24 protein-coding genes are annotated in these 25500 nt (G+C 39.2%); 3 read left to right on the forward strand and 21 right to left on the reverse strand.

What is annotated here, in order from left to right; genetic code table 11:
- Nucleotides 1-478: 478 nt before the first annotated feature.
- Nucleotides 479-880, reverse strand: coding sequence for a hypothetical protein (locus DXN04_RS21870; RefSeq protein ID WP_147320020.1), 402 nt, complete (start codon nt 878-880; stop codon nt 479-481).
- A gap of 452 nt (nt 881-1332) precedes the next feature.
- On the opposite strand from DXN04_RS21870, the gene DXN04_RS35840 reads away from it, so the two are divergent.
- Nucleotides 1333-1485, forward strand: a complete 153-nt coding sequence (locus tag DXN04_RS35840; protein ID WP_158569105.1) for a transposase domain-containing protein — start codon at nt 1333-1335, stop codon at nt 1483-1485.
- 245 nt (nt 1486-1730) lie between these two features.
- Here DXN04_RS35840 and DXN04_RS21880 read toward each other — a convergent pair whose 3' ends face one another.
- The 9 genes from DXN04_RS21880 to DXN04_RS35845 all read right to left on the reverse strand — a co-directional run bounded on the left by DXN04_RS21880 (nt 1731) and on the right by DXN04_RS35845 (nt 8137).
- Nucleotides 1731-2066, reverse strand: coding sequence for a DUF1493 family protein (locus DXN04_RS21880; protein ID WP_116855538.1), 336 nt, complete (start codon nt 2064-2066; stop codon nt 1731-1733).
- Nucleotides 2067-2068: 2 nt separating this feature from the next.
- Nucleotides 2069-3124 (reverse strand): hypothetical protein, encoded by a 1056-nt coding sequence (locus DXN04_RS21885; RefSeq protein ID WP_116855539.1) that lies wholly within the window; start codon nt 3122-3124, stop codon nt 2069-2071.
- 260 nt (nt 3125-3384) lie between these two features.
- Nucleotides 3385-3984, reverse strand: a complete 600-nt coding sequence (locus DXN04_RS21890; RefSeq protein WP_116855540.1) for a hypothetical protein — start codon at nt 3982-3984, stop codon at nt 3385-3387.
- A gap of 195 nt (nt 3985-4179) precedes the next feature.
- Nucleotides 4180-5133 carry an NlpC/P60 family protein gene (locus DXN04_RS21895; protein ID WP_116855541.1) on the reverse strand — a complete coding sequence of 318 codons (954 nt, stop codon included), beginning with the start codon at nt 5131-5133 and terminating at the stop codon, nt 4180-4182.
- A 256-nt stretch (nt 5134-5389) separates the two neighbouring features.
- Entirely contained in the window at nt 5390-5722 is a 333-nt protein-coding gene (locus DXN04_RS21900; protein ID WP_147320021.1) for a hypothetical protein, read from the reverse strand.
- A 60-nt stretch (nt 5723-5782) separates the two neighbouring features.
- Nucleotides 5783-6109, reverse strand: a complete 327-nt coding sequence (locus DXN04_RS21905; RefSeq protein ID WP_147320022.1) for a hypothetical protein — start codon at nt 6107-6109, stop codon at nt 5783-5785.
- Complete coding sequence (locus DXN04_RS21910) at nt 6084-6374, reverse strand: hypothetical protein (protein ID WP_116855544.1); 291 nt, start codon at nt 6372-6374, stop codon at nt 6084-6086. Before DXN04_RS21910 ends, DXN04_RS21905 begins: the two co-directional genes overlap by 26 nt.
- Before the next feature lie 51 nt (nt 6375-6425).
- Nucleotides 6426-7634 carry a hypothetical protein gene (locus tag DXN04_RS21915; protein ID WP_147320023.1) on the reverse strand — a complete coding sequence of 403 codons (1209 nt, stop codon included), beginning with the start codon at nt 7632-7634 and terminating at the stop codon, nt 6426-6428.
- A gap of 269 nt (nt 7635-7903) precedes the next feature.
- Nucleotides 7904-8137 carry a DUF4372 domain-containing protein gene (locus DXN04_RS35845; RefSeq protein ID WP_116855546.1) on the reverse strand — a complete coding sequence of 78 codons (234 nt, stop codon included), beginning with the start codon at nt 8135-8137 and terminating at the stop codon, nt 7904-7906.
- A gap of 197 nt (nt 8138-8334) precedes the next feature.
- Here DXN04_RS35845 and DXN04_RS21925 point away from each other — a divergent pair, with 197 nt between their 5' ends.
- Nucleotides 8335-8673 carry a helix-turn-helix domain-containing protein gene (locus DXN04_RS21925; RefSeq protein WP_116855547.1) on the forward strand — a complete coding sequence of 113 codons (339 nt, stop codon included), beginning with the start codon at nt 8335-8337 and terminating at the stop codon, nt 8671-8673.
- A gap of 23 nt (nt 8674-8696) precedes the next feature.
- Nucleotides 8697-9266 carry a hypothetical protein gene (locus DXN04_RS21930; RefSeq protein WP_116855548.1) on the forward strand — a complete coding sequence of 190 codons (570 nt, stop codon included), beginning with the start codon at nt 8697-8699 and terminating at the stop codon, nt 9264-9266.
- A gap of 234 nt (nt 9267-9500) precedes the next feature.
- Here DXN04_RS21930 and DXN04_RS21935 read toward each other — a convergent pair whose 3' ends face one another.
- The 11 genes from DXN04_RS21935 to DXN04_RS21980 form a co-directional block, all read right to left on the reverse strand.
- On the reverse strand, nt 9501-9824 hold the full coding sequence (locus tag DXN04_RS21935) for a hypothetical protein (protein WP_116855549.1): 324 nt from the start codon (nt 9822-9824) through the stop codon (nt 9501-9503).
- On the reverse strand, nt 9814-9936 hold the full coding sequence (locus DXN04_RS35640) for a hypothetical protein (protein WP_262512514.1): 123 nt from the start codon (nt 9934-9936) through the stop codon (nt 9814-9816). The genes DXN04_RS21935 and DXN04_RS35640 overlap by 11 nt, the downstream gene beginning before the upstream one ends.
- A 501-nt stretch (nt 9937-10437) precedes the next feature.
- Nucleotides 10438-10662, reverse strand: coding sequence for a hypothetical protein (locus DXN04_RS21940; protein ID WP_116855550.1), 225 nt, complete (start codon nt 10660-10662; stop codon nt 10438-10440).
- A gap of 95 nt (nt 10663-10757) precedes the next feature.
- A complete protein-coding gene (locus tag DXN04_RS21945; RefSeq protein ID WP_147320024.1) occupies nt 10758-12344 on the reverse strand; it encodes a polymorphic toxin type 44 domain-containing protein in 1587 nt (528 codons plus the stop codon).
- A gap of 62 nt (nt 12345-12406) precedes the next feature.
- Nucleotides 12407-12823 (reverse strand): hypothetical protein, encoded by a 417-nt coding sequence (locus DXN04_RS21950; protein WP_116855552.1) that lies wholly within the window; start codon nt 12821-12823, stop codon nt 12407-12409.
- A gap of 252 nt (nt 12824-13075) precedes the next feature.
- Nucleotides 13076-13384: a hypothetical protein gene (locus DXN04_RS21955; RefSeq protein WP_116855553.1), complete on the reverse strand. Its 309-nt coding sequence runs from the start codon at nt 13382-13384 to the stop codon at nt 13076-13078.
- Nucleotides 13385-13549: 165 nt separating this feature from the next.
- A complete protein-coding gene (locus tag DXN04_RS21960) occupies nt 13550-13858 on the reverse strand; it encodes a hypothetical protein (RefSeq protein ID WP_147320025.1) in 309 nt (102 codons plus the stop codon).
- 221 nt (nt 13859-14079) lie between these two features.
- Entirely contained in the window at nt 14080-14244 is a 165-nt protein-coding gene (locus tag DXN04_RS35850) for a transposase (protein ID WP_116855555.1), read from the reverse strand.
- 65 nt (nt 14245-14309) lie between these two features.
- Complete coding sequence (locus DXN04_RS21970) at nt 14310-14702, reverse strand: hypothetical protein (RefSeq protein ID WP_116855556.1); 393 nt, start codon at nt 14700-14702, stop codon at nt 14310-14312.
- Nucleotides 14703-14706: 4 nt separating this feature from the next.
- Entirely contained in the window at nt 14707-23133 is an 8427-nt protein-coding gene (locus tag DXN04_RS21975; RefSeq protein WP_147320026.1) for an RHS repeat domain-containing protein, read from the reverse strand.
- A 103-nt stretch (nt 23134-23236) separates the two neighbouring features.
- Nucleotides 23237-25495, reverse strand: coding sequence for a hypothetical protein (locus tag DXN04_RS21980; RefSeq protein ID WP_116855558.1), 2259 nt, complete (start codon nt 25493-25495; stop codon nt 23237-23239).
- Nucleotides 25496-25500 lie beyond the last annotated feature (5 nt).

Raw genomic sequence — 25500 nt, forward strand, 5'->3', positions numbered from 1 at the left:
CACTATAAGTATCGTCAATAGTAATACTTTGTAGATTTTATAAGCCATAGGTAAAAACCAACTATACCCTATATAAGGCATAAACAACCCTACAACTGTAGCAGTTGTATCAACAAGTAGTTCAAAAGAACACAAGGAACGATAAATAAAAAAACATAAGTGATTAGCGTATTTAAAGTACCTGATAAAAATGAAAAATGAACCTTGTAAAAGTAATTATTAATTACATGCCGCTGAAAAATTGCCATAAACAAAGCGAAATTGGATGTCATAGCAATAGACATAAATATCATACTACCTACTGCCCAATCTCGCTTGCTATTGTGTTGTGATTTTGCACGTTTTATACAATCCACCCAAATTCTATAATATAATCCTATCATTATTATATTTCATTTATTAAAGCAAACAAATATTAAAGTGGATCCACACCCGTCTATAATACTCTATTTCATAATGAACCCCATCATTATATTATTCATCGCGCATAATAATAGCATTGTCCATTAATACATTTGTAAGGTATAGATGCTATAAACGCACTATCTATTGGTTGAAACAAATATGCAAAATAAAAAGCGCCTTTTTCAAAAATCATTCCATTTAAAGATGATGAATAAGCAATATGATCAACTTTTAAATTGAAATAAGTTCTTACAACATCAAAACCATTTATTGAACGGAAATTCGGATTATCTACATCTAGCCAAAAAGTCTCCTGCGCTTCTTTTGATACTGTTCGCAGGATAATACTATCACCATCATTATAACTGATAAAGGCATAAAAAACCATATCAGAGGGAATGTAGTGAGAACTGACTAGATTAGACCCGTCTCTATTTGAAATCTGCCAATCTCTGAATAAGGATGGATTTGTCACATTAATTCTATTATATACCTGATCCAGCTTCTCTTCCGATCTAAAGTGATTACATGAGTAAAATACCAAAATAATACAAAGAAGGAATTTGTACCTTTTCATAAGAAAACATTTAATTTTTCCTGGGCCATTCAAATCCTTAATGGATAGAAAATTGATCATCTTTACCACTTCTCTTAACGCCCCAGTATTCATCATATTATCTCTTATTACTTCATCCGGGACACCAGATCTAATTGGCTATTTTTTATCATCGAGCAACTGCTTGCAGTTTTGATCAACTACGTACTGGGCAATATCTTTTATTCTTTTTGAAATGGCACAAACTAAAAGCATTTACAAGCCTTGGATACCTCGATGCTGACAACAATGGCGTATAAAGGGCCATCAGACCCGTTACGACCTTCCGCAATAATAGTCTCTTTGCAGGCAATGAAAATGGAGCAGAGAGAGTGGCGCTTTTTTACTCCCTGATCGAGTCTTGCAAACTCAATAACATCGATCCTTATATCTATCTTAACGATATCTATGACCGCCTTCATGACTGCCCTGCTCATGAACTTGTTAATCTGCTGCTTCCATATTGGGAAAAGAAAAATACCTGACTACATCAATTACCAGATTAGCCCCGAATTACAAAGAACTTTATTTTTAGCCAATACCATGATTACAGCAGCAAAGATAAGGGCTGTATATCCTTATTCTGGAATGCCGAGAACCGAATACTTACGGTAACCCTGAACTTTTAAATGCGCAAACTTTACTTTAAAAACAAGCCCTGGCTTTTACCAGAGCTTGTTTTAAGTTTTTATGGACAGCACACTAATTTAGAGTCAACATCTGCCATTATCTAAATCAAAAAACCATTTTCAACTGCTTTTTGCAAATGAGCAATTGTAAACGTTTCTAATTTATCAACTGGCAAGGGAAGCCACTTTCTTTGACCAAAGACAAACCTAAACACACTAAAGACCCAGCTCTCTGTAGTAAAATATCTTTTGCTTTCAAACCTCTTATAGTCAACGGAAAACTCAGTAATAAACTGAGTTAAAAAATCGTCGATATCTTCATCTATAATTCCCAGATCTTTTTCAATCGAAAGGTCTTCTGTAAGCTCTATGTCAACGTCTTCATTATAATATTCGCGTAAATACCGTCGAATAAACTGTTCAAGATTCTTATCCATAATTATCTTTCACCTAACTTCTGAAGGGAAGGTTCTATTTTTTTATATAAAAAGAACATAGGATTCCACCAATGATTATAAGTTTCCTGAACCTCCTCAAAAGATGGATTTGTCGTAACTATTCTATAATTAATATAAGTATTTTCAGCAACTTGAAGAGCAACCGCAGCCTGACCTAGATATGCAGGGAGTGCTCTACCAAACTTAGTTCCAAAGTGAGCTGCACCCAAATCAGCACTAACAAGTTTATTAAGCCCTGTAATTCTTGAAGCATATGATGCTACAGAAGAATACTCATTACCTATTATTATATTCCTAGAATAGGGCCCAAATGGAATCTTTTGAATCAACCACTTAGGAACGGGGCTTTTCCCAATTAACGACCCAAACAAATGCGCGTGAGTATCAGCTCTAATCAATTTTAAGGAGAAATCATTAGACAATGATTGTTCAGCTTCAAATGCCAGTTTATTATTATCCTTATCATAATATCCTGAAAATGTAAGAGCTTCCGGATTGAACTTAGCCACAAACTCCTTGCCTCCCACAGTAAAGCTTTTCGCTGTTCCGGGTGTAATATTTAACTCTGCACCATCATTCTTCCCATTAGGATTAGACAATCTATACTTAATGTCTTTTGCAAAAAAGCTCGCTTTTATATCATCACCAATAACTACCCCTTTATTATCTGCGGTAGTTACGGTCGTATCCTTATCACCGTTAACATCAGTTCTATCAATAGGGTTATTACTAAAGCACGCATAACTACTTTCCCACTCTTTTTTTACAGGATCGATATTCCATCTTCTTCCAATTCTCGGATCATACTCCCAGAACGCGGCAGTATAACTATTTCCCGCTCCCTTTATTTCGTGAGATTTCTCCTGCCCATTAAACCCATAACGATAACCACCTCCCGATTGCCTCCCCGGCATTAACATACCAAACGGATAATACTCCTGGCTGGAACTGATAGCCGGCTCATAATGATCTACCAAAATCCCATCCTTCGAAATACCTACCCTACGATCTGACACCGTAACCAACACATTTCCCAAATGATTACTTAACTCAAAGAACTTCTCTCCACGCGTAAATTATTATTTATTCCTGATCCTAATCCTGTCATATTTACTCCGGGTAACACACTCCCATCTTCTACATTAACTTTCACTGCGTTAACACCCAATCGGCTGCTTCCATACAAATGCCCTTCTGTCTGACTTAAAGCTCCATTATTAATAATTCATGTCCAACATTATTTTTTATCAAATACCAATCCCAAACCTGCTAGAAATTAATTCATGAGTTGGATGTACTATCTATCTACAGGTTCTAACTTGCCACTAAAAAAAACATCTACATAAAACAATTGCCCTACATCCGAGAGAGGCACTTCAATAAGATAATTTATTCTACAAACATTTTTACCAATCTTAATATCATTAAATAGCAAGGCCCCGTAATCAAACAATTCATAATGATTGTTATTAATTAAGGTTTTCGAAAAAACTGATTTGTCGATTGTAGTATCAACTAGAAGACTATCATTCGTTTCTATACGAATAGAGGATTCAAAGTTGTTAGATATAAATTTTTTCATACCAAGCAACTTAACATATACTTCAGGCACAATTAATGAACTATCAAATAAGCAATAATGCCTGAAAGTTATATGAATATTATCAACACCTTTTTTTAAAACAGTATCAATTGTAATAGTATCCCTATATCTGTGGTTCCAGGATTTTATTAACTCATCGGCATTCACAGGGTCAGGTATTTCTTCCCGAGAAGTTATACTATCCTTACTTCTGACAGTATCTGTATCCTGTTTTACATCCTGCTCAACTTTAACTTTATTTTCACTATTGCAACCAATGATTAAAAAACAAAACGAATAAAATATAATTTTCATAAAATATTATTTGGATAGCGGCGGGCTATAGATTTTACTTCTGTAAAGGTTCACCTGACGCATGTACACATTATAAAGAGTTTGATTTCCGGACTTTAACGCTCTAAAAGCTCCCAGGGTAGATACTTTTAAATTAGCATAATCACTTACCTCAGATTTGTTGTCAAAAGTCAACATTTTATGAATTAGACTATTTCAATAAAGACTTGCATTCACCTTTTTTACAGGATCAGGTATCATATCAAATTTCAAATAACCAGATATATGTTTGGCATAATAATCCTTTCCATCAAGGGGTACCGTTTTTTCATTTAGCCCAATTGACCCTGAAGAATGTATTAGTGTAAAACTTTGTATATTCCCAGCCTCATCACGTTGAACACTTGATATGATACCAATATGGTACGGTGCATCCTCGTCAGCAGGGAAATAAAATGTCGCTAAATTCCCAGGTACGACATCTTTTGGATCAACCCTTGGAAGGTTCTGTTCGATATTTGAAACTCCATGTCCTGTACTTCCATAATTTGGATCCGTTTCACCTGCATAAATAATAAGCTGTGAAATTAATCCTGAACAATCGATGGTACCTTCACCTGGCTGAGCACCTTTAGCTCCATATTCATATGTATTCTTCTTAGGTTTCTTATCGATATATTCTCTCCCTCTTCGAATCGCCTTATTTCTTTGTGTTGAATCCATTCCATTAGGATCCCCTAACCAAATTGGTCTGTTATCAAAAGTTGCGAACGGACTTTCATAATGTTTTACTACAGGGTCAATATTCCACCTTCTTCCTAATCTACTGTCATATTCCCAAAATTCAGCAGTCGTATGATTGCCTTTTCCAGACAGTTCGTCACTCTTTTTCTGACCATTAAATCCATATCTATAGGCGCTACTGCTCCCTCTGCCGGGCATCATAAATCCAAACGGATAATACTCCTGAGTTGATGTAAGAATGGCCTCATAATGATCAAACACACTATTATTATAGGAAATACCCGTTTTTCGATCTGAAACCGTAGCTAGTACATTTCCTAAATGATTCGTTAACTCATAGGATTTTAGCCCACGTATAAAGTTAATAGAAAATCCACCATCAATTCCAGACATATTAGTCACTGGATATAATGTAGATTCCTGCATATTGGTAAATAGGGTGGCTAAGCCTAACCTGCTACCACCATACAAATGATTTTCTGTTTGTGATAACTGACCATTATTTATATTTTCATCTCCATATGTATAAACGCTGGCTACATTCCCCGGGCATCAAGCACATACCAGGTTTGAACACCATCTGTTGATTTACTGATTCGACGGCCCATCATATCAAATGTATAGGAGATAACAGACCCGTTGTGTTTATATATAGCAGCCACCTTACCATACATATTCCATTTTATCTGTCAATTCCTGCCTGAATATCTGATATTATATTTCCGATAGAGTCATATCGATAGTTACCCGCTATCTGATCATCCACATCGTTACTATAGCTGCTTGCATTTACTGCGTCATGTACATAATCTAGTTTATTTGTTCCTGGACGATAATGATAATTTAGACTATCCATATCTAATGGACTACCCGCGAATGTGTTATTCCCATTTCGTTTATATTTAAGGATATTGCCATTTTCATCATAACTAATCGATTCCTGGAAATCAGCAAGTGTAGTCAGATTATTAGTCCATTGATTCGTCAAACTATCAAACCCTTCACTTACATCCATGTTTATCAAGCGATTGATCGCATCATAACTGTATGAATACTCAAATGGAGTGATAAGAGACTAGACATTTTGACTAATCGCAGAGATATTACCATTAAATATTGGCTTAAGACTTGTTGATGCAGCAAAAGGTGTGACAGATGAACTGATAGGAGAATAATCTTTGTTACCGTAATAATGCAATCCAAGGCCAAATACATCTCTTGCTAGCTGACTTTCAGCAGCACCATCCTCACCCATATCAAATTTAGGTGTAAGTGCCGTACTATTTATCCCCTTCATGCCACCCTCAATAGTGTAAGCATAGTCAATTCCCTGCACCTGCTGCAGACCAATGACTATTCGCGCAAGCAGTCCATGCTTATAGTACTGGTAAATAAGCATCATTTTCCCAATAAATACCATCCTGACTGGTCTCTACATTAGTAACCCTGTTTATCGCATCATAGGTGTACCTGTGATAGAAGGCATCTTTCTGCCCAGGTTGATAGTCTAACTGATTTGTTTTACCACTGATCAAATCATATTGATATACTAATTTTTTAAACCGGTTATTTTGTTGTTGCATAATACCCTGCTTATAGTCATGTAAAACTGTATCTACACTTCCTCCTATATCATAACTATAAAAGGATGCAGATGCAAAACCCATGGTATCTAATGCTTTTACATCATTAAATAATGCGGTCCAGGAAATTCTATTTCACAGGTTTCCTGGCGTTAGCTGTAATTCGGACAAAGAACTATAAGCATTATCATAATTAGTTCTTGCGATCTCTTTCCGGGATGTAGATGCAGCTGCCAACCAATTAAATAACAAAGTAGTATCCCGGCTGATAAAATCATTCATTAGCGTAGCACTGCTTAACTCTCCTATTTCATTTATTCTTCCAATCTTATCATAACTAATATATCTGTACCTATTTTCTTTCAATTGATTGCCATCCTGAGATAATATTAATCGTCCCAGCCTATCATACCAGAAATGAGTGATACCTCCGTCAGGTGATATCTGAGCGACCTTAAGAATTAGTGTATTATAGCGAAACTGCGTAGCCATTGAATGTGGAGGAACAATTGTCGTACCTGCCGCCCTGGCCGCCCTTACCCTGTTCACCCAGTCAGTTGAACGATCGATTACTACACATGCAGGAGGGATGATCTTAACAAGGTTCCCTGCTTGGTCATAATAACTAAGCGTATAATGATATTCACTAGTACTATAACTCACCGTAAACACTTCCTGCTGACCTCCCGCAATTGCCATCGCCAGGTAATCGGCATCAAAACTGCCATTCAGTGAATCCCTGTACGAATTATATATCTCAGTCCCCTTACTCACCGCAAAGAACTCATTATCCGTACAATTGGTGACACTATTCACAGCCACTTTCCCAAATACCGGTGTTGAATTGCCACATAACAATGGACCCTTATGTAAGGTATAACAACCCTGCAGTGTGCCATCACAACCTATCTTTTTATGGATCGGATGTACGCCAATGGCTGTCACGCTATAATCAACCATATAACTCGTCTCCCACTTGTAATTGATCGCAAATGTATCGGTAGTTGAATAACTTGTACTCAGCGTATTCAAGGTTACTTTCACCGCGCGGTCTGAACAACCTCTCAGACCTGATGGCTGGGTGAACAGCAGGAAAGCACCATTATTATACCCGCCACTGCCGGCATAACTACTGTCTGTCCGCTGAAAAACACGGTACATAATCAGACTACTGTCCACCTTCATCCAGTTGGATAACCCGATGGTTTTATCTGCATTGAACTTCCTAAATACCACCTGCGTTTTACCGCTATAAGTAAAGTTCTCTGCTGCTATCAATCCGCCATCCAATGTCACAGACGGCAGTTGTGATCCTGACAAACTCAATAACTCCGCTAAATGCATCCATCATCGCGTGTACTTTTATTCCGCCCTTTTACCGAAACCATCCAATCGGTTTCGACCCACGCCTTGCAACATATCACTGGACAAGGATATCGTTGTACAATCAATAATTCTCAAATTTCGGATACTCAAAGGACTCAGGCGGCTGTCCGAGATAAATTAATGGTATTTATTTCTTCAGCAATCCGTAATATATCGTTCAAAGACCTGGTAGCTACGTTTGTTGTTTGCATCCGATATCGTAATGCGCGCCGGGGCTTTATCCAGACCTAAATGGGACATTTACCCTCGCTGGTCAACATGCGTTCACAAAATTCCGTCAGACCATTACAATAACTGAATACCCAATACAGCAGCGTTATTATATAAACTCTTAGTGGCAACCGCTTATAATAGCAGTTTAACTGATGTTTCCGATTGAATGACCGTATTGGTGAATTTGGTATTACATCCAATATTTGTGACAAAACAGGCTGTCCGGGAAATTTCTTATTATCACCCATCGTTAGTTATAGTTTTTGTGTGGTAACTCAAACTTAACTAATATGGGCGGTTCTTCGGAACTGCCCATATTAGTTTAACTTAGAACTTTAGTCCGACAACACTGAAAAAATATTTATGGTTTTATTAGCTCATTTTTTGTCAGTATTTTTATAAAAAAAATGCTTAAAAAGCTTTTAAATACCGTAAATGCGCCAATATGAGCAGTTTCGGAAAAAAAACAAGAGAGGCCAAAGAAGCTAAAAGCTTGTCCCAGTCGGAGTTGGCAAGGCAAATAACCTCGCATCATTCCATTATCGGTAAATATGAACGAGATGAAGTGAAGCCTACTATCGATGTCGTTAAAAGACTCGCTGAGGTGCGGGAGACAACTGTGAGATACTTATTGGGAGAGTCTGAAGACAGGGAACTTTTAAAAGATCCCTCTATGCTCAAACGATTGAATGATCTTTCTAAATTACTCGATCATAGCATCAAGTGTATACTGTATACACTTGATGCTATGATCAACAATGTAAAATTCAAAGCTATTCAATAAGTAATAACCTTATCTTAATTTACATGGAGTTAATTGCGGATTACAATACTTTTGAAGTCAAGTTTTGGAATAAAAATAACCTCATATTTTCTGGCATCAGAACAACTGAAAAGTATCGTTATAAATGGCTGCTATTTGATTTAGAGGAAAATATCATTTCGTTGATAAGGTTAAAACCATATATTATTTCCTTCTCTCTCAATGAAGAATATCTGATCTCATATTCTAATAACAGTAGCCCATATAATCTAACATTATATTATAAAGTCAAAAAAGGGCCTCACTATAAAGCTCTTTTTAACAATGAGCTTTTCGAGATTATTTTACACAAGGGCAATAAGGTTTCATTTTTAAAAAACCAGATACAATTTGCATATTTAACCGAACAAGCAATAACTACTGGCTTTTCGAAAAAATTACATATTGTAGCTGATGATGATACCAACATTAGTTTCTTTTGCACACTTATCTACGGGATTATATGTACAACAGAAACAAATGATGTCAATATTAACTTTAATTTCGGCAACATATCTGCAGAATTAAAGCAATTTGATACTCAATGGCAGCCTAGGCTAAAGCTTAGTAACTGATTAAATAACCTGCTCGAATGTCTCCCGGTATCGCGCATAATTTCCTGCAGGCTCATTATCTCCCATACAATTTATAAATAATAATGATACTCACTCGTATTATAAAATGATAAAACGTAGTCAATGAGAAAGGGGCTGTCTCATAAATAAAAATGAGACAGCCCCAAATGGATTTGCTACATTATCTTTAATGTTAGCTTTCGTATTATGCAAGACCTTATAAAGTTTCATCCTCTAATGCTCTGAATACCGTAAAGCTATAAACTCATCAAATGCTAATTTAAAAAGGCTCAGTGTATTACCATCACCAAACCCATGATACCTAATTAGCCTTACCCATTCGATAGCCTCTTTGGTCTCAAACCTTTCATTTAAGCTTTTGCTAAAATCTTCTATTAATTTATCTAACAACTCACGATCGCTTGCGATACATGCATGCTTATAGCCTAATATCACTAACGCCAAGTCCTCAACATTATTAACCATATACATCCCTGGCCTATCTGTTATGGCATTTATAAGCTTTATAAAATTTTCCAGGTCGTTCTTAATTACCATTTGTCACTTCTTTTGCACTTTTTAATAATTGTTCTCCTCCAATCATCTTTCCATCGTTACTAAAACCAGCTATTTTCTCCATGTATTCACCTTTCGAAATCTTCAGCCACATGCTCTAGTTCCGAATCAATAAACAATCTTGCCCATGAGGTATTTCTATACAGCCAAATATCCTCTGGCTGCACCTTAACAACGTGGATCATTGTACAAATCCATCCAAACAATATACTAATTATCCCAACTAAGGGGACCCTATAAATTGCTGGCCCTTTCAAGGGCTCTACTGACCACCTATTCATTATTTTACCATTTTATAGGAAGTATACGAAAAGGAAAGCGATTAAGTAAAGACGATTCCTTTTACTTAATCGCATTTGAACTGAGTTCTATCAAAGAGGCACTTTTTCAGTGCCCTTCCTTACGGTTAGCCTTTTCATTACCTTCATTTAAAGACTTAACAATTAAGTTGTTGATACTAGATAATCAACTCTTAAAATTTAATCATTATAGTGTCAGGCCCACGCTTATAATAACCAGTATCACTTACAACTAACCCTAGCACGCTATCTCCTACTAAATCAGAGTTCACGAAGCTATTATATTCCTTAATATTTCAAACAACATCAAATTCCCCATTTTCATATAACCTTCTTACTTGAATGACATCTTCTGTCGTTGCTCCTGCAGAAACATAATTTATTTCTATGACATAATTCTTTCCTTTAACAGGGATTTTTGATAAGCTAACACTTTCTACATCAAACATCTTAAAACTAGCTAGCTTCCAAATAATGAATGACAATATAACAATAACAACTACAATAATTATTCTCCTCATTCAATAAAATTTTAGTCTTTCTTAGATTTATTATAATCCAAAATATAATATCTAAATCCTCTTTTAATCATATTCTGATCTTGCGGATCATCTCCCTATGGAGGCAAGGGTACTTTTTCCTCATATTGCTCTCCCCGACCAGCATTATGGACCTGTATCCGATAATTCTGCCATTCAGGCATGGAAGTACCTGCAGCTATCTGTGCTTTACCCGCCTCCAACAATAATGTATGTTCTGAGAATAAGTAAAATGCTTTGCCTGTCGCACCATAATGATAATTCCCCAAATCCTGTGCAGTATATAACTCACCTTGAAAGGAAAATTGTGTTTTGTTATCTTTTCCTTTATCAAAGGCATTCGCTAAACCATAAATAGTTCCAGTATTCTTTTTAAGATCCCAAGTTCCTTTATTTTTTACAAGATTTCGGAATGTCCATGGGCTTACTAAGCCCTTAGAGATAGCTATATTTTCATCAAGCAAATTCTTGAAAATCTCGTTGGCATCTATCTTACCTCCAATTTCACCAATATAAGAATTAGTATTATCCTTAAAATGATGTACGTAAACACTATTTCCGATCTTATCATTAGATATAATCATCCCTGTGTTATTCACAATAGTGGTATCCCCAAGAGGATCAATAACCCATATAGGACCATTTCGGAATACAGAATATTCACTCATTCCCACCGTCGGCTTCGGATCTAAATTCCATCTCCTTCCTATTCTCGGATCATACTCCCAGAACGCGGCAGTATAACTATTTCCCGCTCCCTTTATTTCGTGAGATTTCTCCTTCCCATTAAACCCATACCTATAACCACCTCTCGATTGCCTCCCCGGCATTAACATTCCAAACGGATAATACTCCTGGCTGGAACTGATAGCCGGCTCATAATGATCTACAAAAATCCCATCCTTCGAAATACCTACCCTACGATCTAACACCGTAACCAACACATTTCCCAAATGATTACTTAACTCAAAGGACTTCTCTCCACGCGTAAAATTATTATTTATTCCTGATCCTAATCCTGTCATATTTACTCCGGGTAACACACTCCCATCTTCTACATTGACCTTCACTGCGTTAACACCCAATCGGCTGCTTCCATACAAATGCCCTTCTGTCTGACTTAAAGCTCCATTATTAATACTACCGTCACCTTTCGTATAGATACTCATCACATTACCCGCAGCATCACGTACATACCACGTCTCTACCCCATTCACCCGCTTACTGATCCTGTTTCCTCCTACATCATACGTATACCTGATCTCACTTCCATTCGATTTCTTTATCCTACTTATCTTTCCATAAACTGTCCATTCTATACTATCAATCCCCGCTCCCTGATCTGATCTCAGATTCCCTATAGCGTCATATTGATAATTCCCCGCCGTCTGACCATCTATATCATTTTCATAATTAGATGCTCCCACAGAATCATACACAAAATCCAGCTGATTTGTCCCCGTCTTATATGTATATCTCATAGAATCCATCCCTAACGGAGTGCCCGCAAAACTATGATTACCATTCCGCCGGTAACTAAGAATATTACCATTCGCATCATAACTCACCCGTTCCTTAAAGTCGTCCAATACCTCCGGTTCCCATATATTCGTAACGGTATTCAATTCTCTCGATACCTGCATACCTGTCAGCCGGTTCAGCACATCATAGCTATAATTGGATTGTAACGGCGATCCTACTGAGGGAAGACTATTATCATTACCGGCTACTTTTTAACCTTCATATTTAGAACGATAATTATGAGTGCAGCAATTAAAGTTGCAACTAAAGGAAAAAGCATCTCGCTTAATTCTAAACGCTTAATTAAAAAAAGCACCAGTAATAAGAAAACACTTAATATAGCATTAACTATGCTAAGCGTAGAAGCATTGATCGTTTTCTTTCCGGATAACAAGGAAATAATTATAAGAAAAAGTGGCAAATAAAGCAAACTAAAAATAATCGTCTTCATCGCAATTGCCCAAGCTACGCCTTCTATATTCTCAATCAATAAATTACTTTTAGAGAAATCAGCAAGTGTATTAATGCCCAAATACTCCATTGTTATTATTAACAAAATCTCAATGGCACCCTGAAAAATCAAATATTTAAATCCCGCAAATAGTTTTTTAGTAATACTCATATACTTTCTTTAACGTCCACTAATTTCTGTGGAATTTTGTGTTTCGTTAAAATTAACCTGAGTCGCAGGCTTTTTATCTTTACTACTACCCTTTAAATTATACTTATGCTCCATTGGAGGAAACAACCCTCTATGAGATTCATTTTTCTCCGTTGGTGTCCTATTAAACAATAAAAAATGATTTCTTCTGTTAAATTGGAACTGAAATTCTCCTTAATATGATATAGCAAAAGCGAGATGCACCCTTTTTCATTATAATTCTTCTTCAACGTTTTCACGCAAAGTTTGAAATAAAATAACTTTTAATTCATCGTCTGATTTATCCTTATTCAAAAGTGGAATCATCTCTATCCAGTGATGCTTCGCTTCAATCTTAAACTTCTCCTGATACCACAATGTCAATTTTAACATTATTTTTGTATCAAATGCCAATTCTAAACCTGCTAAAAATCCTTTAATGTAAATTTTATAGGTATTGTAAACAGGCTCTTCTGAAAAAAACATTCTAGGCCTTTTTTGCAGTGTCTCAACAAATAATTTAATAGAAGATTTAATATCCATAGTATATTATTTTACTTCAGTTTGCATGTTTCCGTAATTGTAAAGTCTTGACCGCAATAGTAAAGAGTATAATGATAAACACCTGTGTTATAACAATTGTAAAACGTAGTTAATGGGAAAGGAACTCATAAATAATAAAATGCATTTGCTCGACAACTATTTATATTACAGTTTTTCCTCAACGTAATCGCTCAGTGTTTGTAACAAAATAACAATCAATTCATCATCAGTTTTCCCTTTATAATAAATCGGAATCATATCTGTCCAATGATATTTTGCTTCAATTTTTAATTTCCTTTGAAACCAAAAAGTCATGTCTAACATTATTCTTGTATCATAGGCCGATTCCAAGCCTAACAAAAATCCATCTAAAAAGACTTTATATGTATTAAAATCAGGATTTCCTAACAATAACATATGCGGTCTCTCTTTCAACGTCTCAACAAATAGCTTAATAGAATTTTTTATATCCATAATTCTTTATTTTACTTTAGAGTGTATGTTTTCACTCCATTTGAGGAACAGCCCTCTAGGAGTTTCATTTTTCTCCCTTGGTGTCCTACAAAACAATAAATAAGAATTATCACTTGTCTCATACTGAATGTTTTCAAAATATTTATAAAATAATGGCACTTCTCACAAAGAGGCTAACATTATTGTAATAATTATAAAACGAATTTATTGACATTATCCATCTATGCCGCACCAGTCGGTAATACCCACATAACTCCGTTCATATCATCACGATCACTATGTTCTCTTGGACGGCCTTTGATGTCTGCCCTAATAGGATCTGGTGTTATTAATGGGGATATAAAGGACCATTGCTCGTCAGTAAGATATTCTCGTCTGGCTGCCATAAAGCAAAGATTTGAATATTTTATCCATAATATCCATTTATGAAATGAACCCTAGTAGTTATTTATTACATCTTTCTAAACAAGCTGTCAAATTTGGGAGTCTCACCAGATGGTAATTTATCAATTCCTCCATCAGGTATTTTTATATTATCAGGTACTATAACATCATATAGTAACTCGCTTCTATCTGGTATTTTAGACGAGAATTTGATCCAATATCGTCCATTAGGAACAACTTCATCATGATATGGATCTGACCCTTCATATTCTTTTCCGTCCACCCAATAAGAATACTCAACTTTCTGCAATCCCTTGCCGGTATAGTATATTCTTTTGGTATGACCAATAGTATATTTGGAATATTTATTCAAATAATAACCTCTGATTGCGATCCAAACAATTGTGGAGAAAAACAGTAAAACGATTGAAATAGAAATAATAAATTTAATTTTTTTCATTATTTTAATCTTTTGAATTTGTCAAATTATCAAGAACCCCACCAGTGATATCCAGCGTTTTAGGAGACACTTGTGTTGCTCCAATGTAAAAAGTGGTTGCAGCAGCAGTAGCTACTTTCGGACCTAAAGATAATGAGCCCGACATATAAATGCCCATAGAAATTCCCCTGATAGATTTTGTCGCATAATCACCAAATTTCTCTCCGAATTTCTCTCCTAGTTTACCAAAAGCGACTCCAAACCCAACAGACTTTGCATAATTAAACAAAGAAACCTCACCATCGAAAGTCGTCTGAAGACCTCCGTTATAACTATACTGGAACATATTTCCGATGATATTGGATGAATACAGAGGGAGGCCTACTCCACTCAAAAACGTAGCTGTTAAATTTGCATCTTTTAAAGCTTTAATTGGATTCGTTCTGTTTAAAATAGAAGTTGTCGTCGTTTGTGCAAATAAATCTAAAGCAACATTTTTGGCGAAGGTTCCTAGTGCAAGACGGGCACCATTTGCAGTAAGTAATTCCCCTCCAGCATACAAACCTCTTAAAGTGAGCCCCACCTCACCAACACCTGTGGCTAACAAACCTACGCTTATCATTGCAGTAGCAGCTTTTCCTGCCTCTTCGGATGCTATATCTTGAGCTACTTTAAAATATTCTTTTGAATGATTTAAATATGGGTTGCCTGGATAATTCTGATAAACTACAGGCTTTGATAATGGTTTATAACTTGTATCACCTGAAAGATCATAAAACATAATAGGAGCGTTTTTCAAAACAGAATACATACTCACCCCATCTTCAGGCCTGGGATCTAAATTCCATCTCCGTCCTATTCGCGTGTCATATTCCCAAAACTCAGCAGTGTAATTATTACCACTTCCAGCTATATGATCATCTCTTTCCTGCCCATTAAACCCATACCTATAACCACCTCCCGATTGCCTCCCCGGCATTAACATACCAAACGGATAATACTCCTGGCTGGAACTGATAGCCGGCTCATAATGATCTACAAAAATCCCATCCGTTGAAATACCTCCTCTACGATCTAACACCGTAACCAACACATTTCCCAAATGATTACTTAACTCAAAGAACTTCTCTCCTCGCGTAAAATTAATATTTATTCCTGATCCTAATCCTGTCATATTTACTCCAGGCAACACACTCCCATTTTCCACATTGACTTTCACTGCGTTAATACCCAATCGACTACTTCCATACAAATGTGCTTCTGTCTGACTTAAAGCTCCATTATTAATACTACCGTCCCCTTTCGTATAGATACTCATCACATTACCCGCAGCATCACGTACATACCACGTCTCTACCCCATTCACCCGCTTACTGACCCTGTTCCCAAAAGCATCATAAGTATAACTGATCTCACTTCCATTCGATTTCTTTATCCTACTTATCTTTCCATAAACTGTCCATTCTATACTATCAATCCCCGCTCCCTGATCTGATCTCAGATTCCCTATAGCGTCATATTGATAATTCCCCGCCGTCTGACCATCTATATCATTTTCATAATTAGATGCTCCCACAGAATCATACACAAAATCCAGCTGATTTGTCCCCGTCTTATATGTATATCTCAGAGAATCCATCCCTAACGGCGTGCCCGCAAAACTATGATTACCATTCCGCCGGTAACTAAGAATATTCCCATTCGCATCATAACTCACCCGTTCCTTAAAGTCGGCCAATACCTCCGGTTCCCATATATTCGTACCGGCATTCAATCCTTTCGATACCTGCATACCTGTTAGCCGGTTCAGCACATCATAGCTATAATTGGATTGTAACGGCGTACCTACTGAGGAAAGATTTTGGCTAATGGCGGAGATATTGCCATTAAATAAAGGCTTCAGGTTAGTGCCGGATGCAAAAGGGTGAACCGTACCTATAGGCGAATAATCCCTTCCTCCATAATAGTGTAATGCAAATCCAAATACATCCTTTGCTACCTGCGTTCCACTACCACCATCGCCTCCAGGATCATAGCCAGGGGTCACCGCCGTACTGTTCACCCCTTTTAACCAACCCTGTAAAGTATATCCATAATCTACTCCCTGTACCTGTTCCTGGCCTAAAACCATCCTGCTTAATGGACCATGCTTATAATAATGGTAATATGCATCATTGTCCCAATTAATACTATCATGACTCGTCTCTACATTCGTTATCCGGTTCAGCGCATCATAGCTATACCGGTGATAAAATGCATCCTGCTGACCTGGCTGGTATCCTACTTCATTCACCTTTCCACTAATCAGATCATAACCATACACCATCTTCTTAAACCGGTTATTACTCTCCTGCATCCCCCCCTGCTTATAATCCTGCAATAAAGTATCAACATTCCCATGCACATCATAGCTGTAAAATGTAGCAGTCGCAAAACCCATCGTATCCTGAGCTGCAGCATCATTGAATAATGCCGTCCATGACACCCTGTTGCGAAGATTCCCTGGGGTCAGGTATAACTGGGATAATGAGCTATACGCTATATCATAAGTAGTTTTCGTAATCTGTTTACGAGAATTATTCGCTGTGGCCAACCAGTCTGACAACAATGTTGTATCCCGGCTGATGAAATCATTCATGACTGCAGCACTCGTCAGCTCTCCAACTTCATTGATCCTACCCAGTGCATCATAGGTCGTATAACTGTACTTATTATCGGGGTGCTGCTTTGCATCCTGCGATAATATAAGACGGCCCAAACGGTCGTACCAGAAATGGCTCTCACCTCCATCAGGTGATACCTTCGACACTACCTGGTTAAGCGTATTATAACGATACTGCGTAGCCATCCTATGTCCTGGCACCAATGTGATCCCCGCCGCCCTGGCCGCCCGTACCCTGTTCACCCAGTCAGTTGAACGATCTATCACCACACCTGCCGGTGAAATCGTCTTCACCAGGTTCCCCGCCTGGTCATAATAGTAAAGCGTATAATGATACTCGCTCGTACTATAACTCACCGTAAACACTTCCTGCTGACCTCCCGCAATTGCCATCGCCAGGTAATCGGCATCAAAACTGCCATTCAGTGAATCCTTATAAGCATTATATATCTCAGTTCCCTTACTCACCGCAAAGAACTCATTATCCGTACAATTGGTGACACTATTCACAGCCACTGTTCCAAATACCGGTGTCGAATTGCCACATAACAATGGACCCTTATGTAAGGTATAACAACCCTGCAGTGTGCCATCACAACCTGACTTTTTATGGATCGGATGTATACCAATGGCCGTCACGCTGTAATCAACCATATAACCCGTCTCCCACTTGTAATTGATCGCAAATGTATCGGTAGTTGAATAACTTGTACTCAGGGTATTCAGGGTTACCTTCACCGTGCTGTCTGAACAACCTCTCAGACCTGATGGCTGGGTGAACAGCAGGAAAGCACCATTATTATACCCGCCACTGCCAACATAACTACTGTCTGTCCGCTGAAAAACACGGTACATAATCATACTACTGTCCATCCTCATCCAGTTGGATAACCCGATGGTTTTATCTGCATTGAACTTCCTAAACACCACCTGCGTCTTACCGCTATAAGTAAAGTTCTCTGCAGCTATCAATCCGCCATCCAATGTCACAGACGTTGGCATTATCTGTGTGGAAACTGAATCTAAAGGAGCAGACATCCATTTGTTGTACAACACCCCTCCGCTATTTGATATACCTAAAAAGCTGTTGTTCGTTTTTCCGGCGGAAGTAGTATTGGCGATGTTTAACGCATAACCAGCAGACGTTTTATTAATATAACCTGAATAATTACCTATCGAGGTAAAGCCATCCAGTGTGTGAGAGAACCTGGTTAATTTTTCTACCGTACCATTATACCGGTTGAACATGGACAATATCGGACGGTAATAAGATAAATAAAGCGCACACCCAAAAGCCACCAATGTGTCCCCATTCTGAACGAGGGAATAACCTTCATCTCCACTATTATAACCAAACTGCCTGATCCATTGAGCAGTACCATCAGCGGAAACTACTCCGATCATACCATCTGTAAGACTACCATAAAAATTAGTTTTCCCGATAAAGGCAAAAGAGCTATCCGATTGCTGGATCACATCCTGACCTACTTCCCCATTTGCTGTGTTAAATCCTAAACGCTTACTCCATACCACCTTTCCGGTATCATTGGTCTTCACCAGCCAGAGATCTCTCGCTGCAGTTCCTGTATTGGTAACTGTACCTACGGCGATATAACCTCCATCAAAGGTCGGTTTCATCCGGTTAAAGTATTCATTGCCATTGGCCTTATATTTCTTTGCCCAAACTACATTCCCTGTAGAATCGGCTTTCAGCAGATAGCCATCCTGGTCGGTGCCGGTTGTAGTTTGACCTGCCATGATATACCCACCATCTTTGGTTCTTTGCATATCATAGATCATGTCTTTATCACCACTGTTATACGTATGTAGTATGCCATTATTCACACAAACAGAGCTATCTTTTGATGTATATAATGTACAGGTGTCCTCTATAAATGTCAGGTATTCCCAGGCCTGTTTGGAGAAGCCGGTATGGTTATTCATGTAAGCGGCGAATAGCGAATTCACCTGTTGCTGCATGCTGCTATCCCCTTCCTCTTTTGTTGGTTTCAGTGAAGGATAGGTTGATTTAAAACTGGTATAAAGATCCTGGATAGTTGTACAGGACGCGCATGCAGCCGCTGTATTACATTGAATAATCGCAGGGATCGTGATCGCAGGTGTCACATAGGTACAAGCTGCGTTGTCAGGATCACAGGCAGACAACAATGCGTCCAGCTGAGACGCTGTTAATGTCGTATTACGGGTGCGATTCAGATAAGCGGCAAAAGTGGTATCTGTACTTTTCTTAAAGGATTTGTATTCTAATTGCAGTGTACTGAGCGTAGTACATTCACATGCTGTTGGTTTGGTATAAGTGGTACTTTCTGCATATACTGCCTGTGCATCATATGGAAGCGGCGCCGTTACCAACAGGTAATTACAGTTTAATGTATCCGTAATATTATGTGCGTTGTTGTATTCATCTATAATCGCCTGAAAACTGCTGTATTCATTTGTACTACCAGGTGCCACTGTGCTGGATCCCATTACATGGGTCGCATCTGCTCCTGCTTTACAGACAGCCAGCATCTTAGGGATGAATATCTGGTTGATAACTGCGGTATCGTAATACCTGCAGGTTTGCAACTGGCTAAGCCAGGTACTTACATAGCTCTGACAGTTGGATGCGTATGTCGCAGCTAAATTCGCAGCTACCGAATCTTTTGCTTTTGTCGAATCACCGCTGGCGATATAACTAATGCCTGAAGATGTTAAAGCCGTTGAATAATCTGTAAAATGAACTGATTTCCCGGCGGCGATCAGCTCATTGGTGGTAGCAGTACATTTGGTCAGCTGGATCAAGCTATCCAGCATACGGGATTTTGTAGCTAAGTATAATTCCCTGAATGTACGCCATGCCATATCCAGGTCACCGTCACACATGGTGCTTTCATTGAAGGCACTCGACATTGTTTTGTAGGTCGCTACACAATCACTGCCCAGTCCATCACATTTTACACCGATTGTGGATACACTGTACATAGAAATCCCCTTGGTAGTATCAGCAACATCAGAATAGAACTTCAGTTTCTTATTCAGCATGGTCGCCTGCGTAGCTGCCATAGGGTCTATATTAGCTGTGACTGACTTGAATGGAATACTGCTGTTGCCCGTAGGGTTCAGGAAACCGGAATCCCGCGCAGCCGCGTAAGTATTTACTGCCTCAAACCGTCTGTCCCACAAAAGGCTGCTCTCGTAAGACTGGTAAACCAGGAACTTGCAATACTCAGGATGATATTCCAATAATGCACTTGCCCACGATGGCTTGAACTTCGCTGAAAAGTCTTCTGCACTGAGCGACTGTGGTAACACAAACCCACCCACACTTTCATCATACACACTATCTACAGTGCCTGTGGCACTCTTGTAACTAAGAGACTTCAGGCTATAGAGTGGCTCAGAATCATTATCGTCAGAGTAGAAGATGGAATAAATATCACTTGAATCTTCTACATTGGCATACTGACCGGAGGATGGCGACATGTCTTCCAGCATGGCAGTTCTCATCTCATCGACTGGTGAGGTGGTATTACAAAGCGCATTACAGGCATCTACGGCATCATTATAAGCGGTGAGCGCCTCCGCACGATATCCTGCGCTGTCCTGGGTCGGGACACCTGCCTTCGTCAAATACCTGGTACGGAAAGCATTCCAGTCACCTATACTATCGCGGCAGGATTGACAATCGGGTACACAGGTTGTATTTACCTGCAGATCACGCTGCTCCTGGATGATTTGAGACAGGGTGGTACACAGGTTGCGCAACATAAAAATACTATCACGATAATAGGCCATTGCTTCACGATTCACAGTCAAACGCTTGGTGATCATGTAACTACCTTTCTCCAGATTTTGAAGGGTGAAATCTGCTACGAATGATTCAGGCGTACCACAATCGGCAATGATGGAATCTGCTTTGAAATTATGGTAAGTGACCTCGTAAGGCTTGCCACCAAGGTGTTGGTTGTAAACGTCGTCTGTGATGGTAATCTCAAGATCATATAAGCCGTTATAACATACTGTATCTCCATTACAATCTGGTTTACGTAATACCGGGGGCGTTAAGGAATAGTGAAAATGATAATCTCCTTTCTGCGCCACCAACTGGCTATGTGTACTCTCAAGGGTCAAATCCCTGATCGTGTTACTACCAGCCCTGGATAAAGTATCAGTTACTGTAAATCCTATATTAGAAGAAAGATTTTCCAGGTCAGCACTATCTGCCACGCCAGCCAGCGCAGTTGCCACTGTACGACCATGCATATCTACATAAGAGACCGACATCTGCCCATTGGCATCCTGCACAGTGTTCTTAAAATAATGAGACTTGTCACCGGCTTCTGTACCAAACAATACATCCAGATCATTATCATTAGGTGCATCATAATAATATTTAGTCTCATGGTTGCCTCCCAACCTAAAGGTCTCACCCAGGCCCCCCTGCCTGCTGATCCTGTTAGTATTATCCTGCGTATACACTGTTTCTGTAAACGCATACCCTCCTGCATCTGGTATATAGCGGTTCATGCCTTCATCCTTCTCCGGATTATTGGAAGAATAATACTGGTTGGCACCACTCTCCGTGGACATCTTTGCAGCACTCGCTGTCAGGAAAGCCTCCGGAGTAGGCAAGGTATCATAATTACTCTTATCATATTCTCCATTCAGACCCCGGTTGAAATTGCGGGAATATTTTATTACTGAACTCAATGTAGGAGAAGGCATGACCTGGATCGTTTCACGACCCTGGTAGTCATATAGTTTCTCTCCAACAATAGTCGTATTTGTTGTATTATCTTTTGTAACAGTCTGCCGGTTCCTTAGGGAACCATCATAATAAGCTACAACCACATTTCGCTTACCATCTTCTGCAAAACTCACCTTTGAATTCCAATTCAAGGCACGCTGGTGTCCTACAAAATCAAAACTACCCAGCCCACCGCTGAATGAAGAACTCCAGGGCGTTTCTATCCTGGCGTAACTACCTTTATCCTGCACGGCACGGACCCTGAAAAACAAAGTCCCTTTGCCATCATACAATAATGGAATACTGTATGAAGTACCCGTAATTGTTACACGGGAAGCATTGTTCCTGAATAATAATACCGGGTTAATGGGATCACCATATTTATTAGCTGCCAGTGCACTGGAATCAACATAGGTCCATTCCAGGTCGTACTCATCTGCACCAGTTAGCGCTGGCCAGCTAACGGTCAGTTCATCGGTAGAATCAGTATTTGCAGTGGCAGTAGCAGAAATCGACTGTACAGCATCGTCCGTACAATTTAATGCATACGTCACCTGTACATCCATCTCATTGTCCAACAGCAATGAATTTATCACTTTATCATTATCATTGGAAATATTCAGACTCAGTAACTTCAAGGTCACCTGGTGTGTATTGTTAAACACAAAACTACTGCGGCTCGTATAGGCAACATTCTTAGAATAATTAATGTGGAGTGATTGGTCTACCGAATCCATCACACTGTCCGGGCGTTTATAAATAACCCGTACATTAGCTACGGCACTAAACGTATCAGGCAATACCCTGCCTGAATATTCATTGATATGGAAAACGATAATATTCTTAGCGGCATACGGTGTTTTCAATTTAGTATTCCCTGAGAAAAACGCCGAGTCTTTCACTTCAATACTCGCATTAGCCAATAATTCACCCTTACTACCATCCAGGCTTTTTTTCAGGACGGTGATCCTTTGGGCATGACTACTTAGCGCCACAAAAAGGCATAGGGATAAAGTCAGCCATTTATAAAATTCTTTCATAATCATTTCAGGTTAGGGATACCCAATAATATTTTGTAATCTCCTGCAACCAACATAGCGAGTGTGAATATTAATAAGAGACGTTTCATTTATTTAATATCTTTTAATAATCATTCAACAACGCACTTCTTGACTCTGTGATAGTCATCACCCCTCTCTCCGTCTCCTTCTTCAAACGGATCAAACTACCATCATCATCATACTCATAAAACGCCGCATAGTTATTCTCATCCAGTTCCGCCATCAGTCGAAGCGTTTCTGCATCGTATACATAAGATTTCATGTTCGCATTGTATGGATGAATGCGCAGGTCATCGAAGTAGACGGTATTACTACCCGTATTCTGCATGTTCACGGTCAGTGCAGTTGCATCGGTTGCCACATCCACCACTACTTCATAGCGTTCCCAGCCTTCGATAATGTTGCCGGAAGGTGTTGCCACTGTACTAATATTACCAGTGGCACGACCCACTACTATGCTTACCTGGTTACCGGTATAAGATGTACCATCACACTGCCCGGATTCTTTTACCCATACACTTACCACCATACGTTTGCCGGCTATCGGAGAGAATGAAGGGAGTAACGCATCCGATCCAGCTACGATTCTCTTCAAAACGGTACTACCATCGGTACTACAGGTATTCGCCGTTGTAGTATACCCTAATTCGAATGTATTATCGTCAGCAGCAGCGACCGTAGCTGTAATGCCCGCACTACTTCCTGCATTCACACGGAGACTGTAACGACCAGTATGTGCTTCGGTCGTATCAAACGCATTCTTGTAAGCAGAGAAATCAAAATTCCTTGGTACCGCACACACACTATCGCAGGTACTGCCTATATAGTCATAATCTTCAAACCCTTCATAACCGATCTCACGGAAACGGGCATTCTGTACCACTGCTGTTGCCAATGCATCCTGGTAACCATATATTGCGGCATTATACCTGCCTAAAGGATCTTTGTTCTCCATCTCTGCGCCTTTTCGGTTAAACAAGGTGCTCTCACTATTCCATACCCACCTGGACACAGCGGTATCCTGTGCCTGCCAGGTACTATCTGTCGTCATCTTCCAGAAACCAGCATAATTCAGGAATGTACCATCGGTACGAATATGGGTACTGTCTGTCGGGTCTGATTCTTTTCTGGCCCCATAGTAGGCAAAAGACCTGTAGGGTTGCCAGTTGCCGGTCAGACCATAAGTATATGGGTTCACACTGGTATCTGTGATGGCACTGTAACAAAAACCGGATGAAACATCCGTACAAGTATAGCAGCTGTCAATATACAATTGGGCAACTATACCCGTATCTGTTGCAAATGTCCATGTGATATCCAGGTAAGGGCGTTTTGTTGCATCAGCATTTCTTTGTGAACAAAATGTAGCATACAAGGTATATTCATCTGTAAATTGAGTAGGGAGGGTCTTCATGTTCTTCAGCAGAATGCCTTTGTCCAATAAGCGTTTTGAATTTTTCAAACCACTGGCCAGGTCAAAGCTGAAGTTCTGAAAATGATCATCCGCAACCACTACATCACCAGAGGTAGTTCCTCCAAGGACCTGGATGAGTACAGGATCGGTCTTGTACGTCCAGGGATCAGAAGAAAAGCACAGCGTACCTACAGACTGGTACCCCGTTTCTGACCTGAGCACATGAGCGTTTGTATATGTAGCAGGATAAAATCCCGCAGGATCAGCAAACAGGTTTAAGGTAGCTGAAAGAATAATCGCATCATCCGGAATATTTACAGCACTGTCAATTGCCATCACGGTCGTCAGCTGGTATGTACCCGTATTGTTTGACGAAAATCCTACCCGCATGTTGGTCGCTGCTGTATCCATTCCATACCTTGTAAAGCTGGTCACCGCAGGGAAGATATCACTGGTTGCAGATACCATATAGGCATTCACGGAACGGGTCACCATGTACTTTTTATGTATCGGCTTTCCATAGTTGAAAGATACTTTACCAGAGTTATCACAGTCCGTGCTGGCCAGTTTTGTGAAATTCACAGTGCCATTGTTGACCGCAGTCAATATGACAGCACAATCTCCTAACCGCGCCTTGTACTGACTGCCGGAAGTAGCTGTAGTAAGGGCATAGAAATAGTTATTAATATTACTCGTCAGGATCGAACAGCCTGAATAAGACACCGAATAACCGGCAGCATTTGCATCGTTTATCAGCGTGGATAGCAGGATATGATCTGACTCTTTAATGTAAAGCCGGTTGGATGCGATCAGGTAATCGAACAAGGGCTTCAGGCAGGTACAGGCGCAGGTGCCTGTTGCCCCCTGGCCGGAGCTCCTAAGACCTGTTATAACTATTATGAGTGTCAGAAAAAAATATTTCCGCATATATA

The sequence above is a fragment of the Chitinophaga silvisoli genome, from assembly GCF_003412465.1.
Lineage (GTDB): Bacteria > Bacteroidota > Bacteroidia > Chitinophagales > Chitinophagaceae > Chitinophaga > Chitinophaga silvisoli.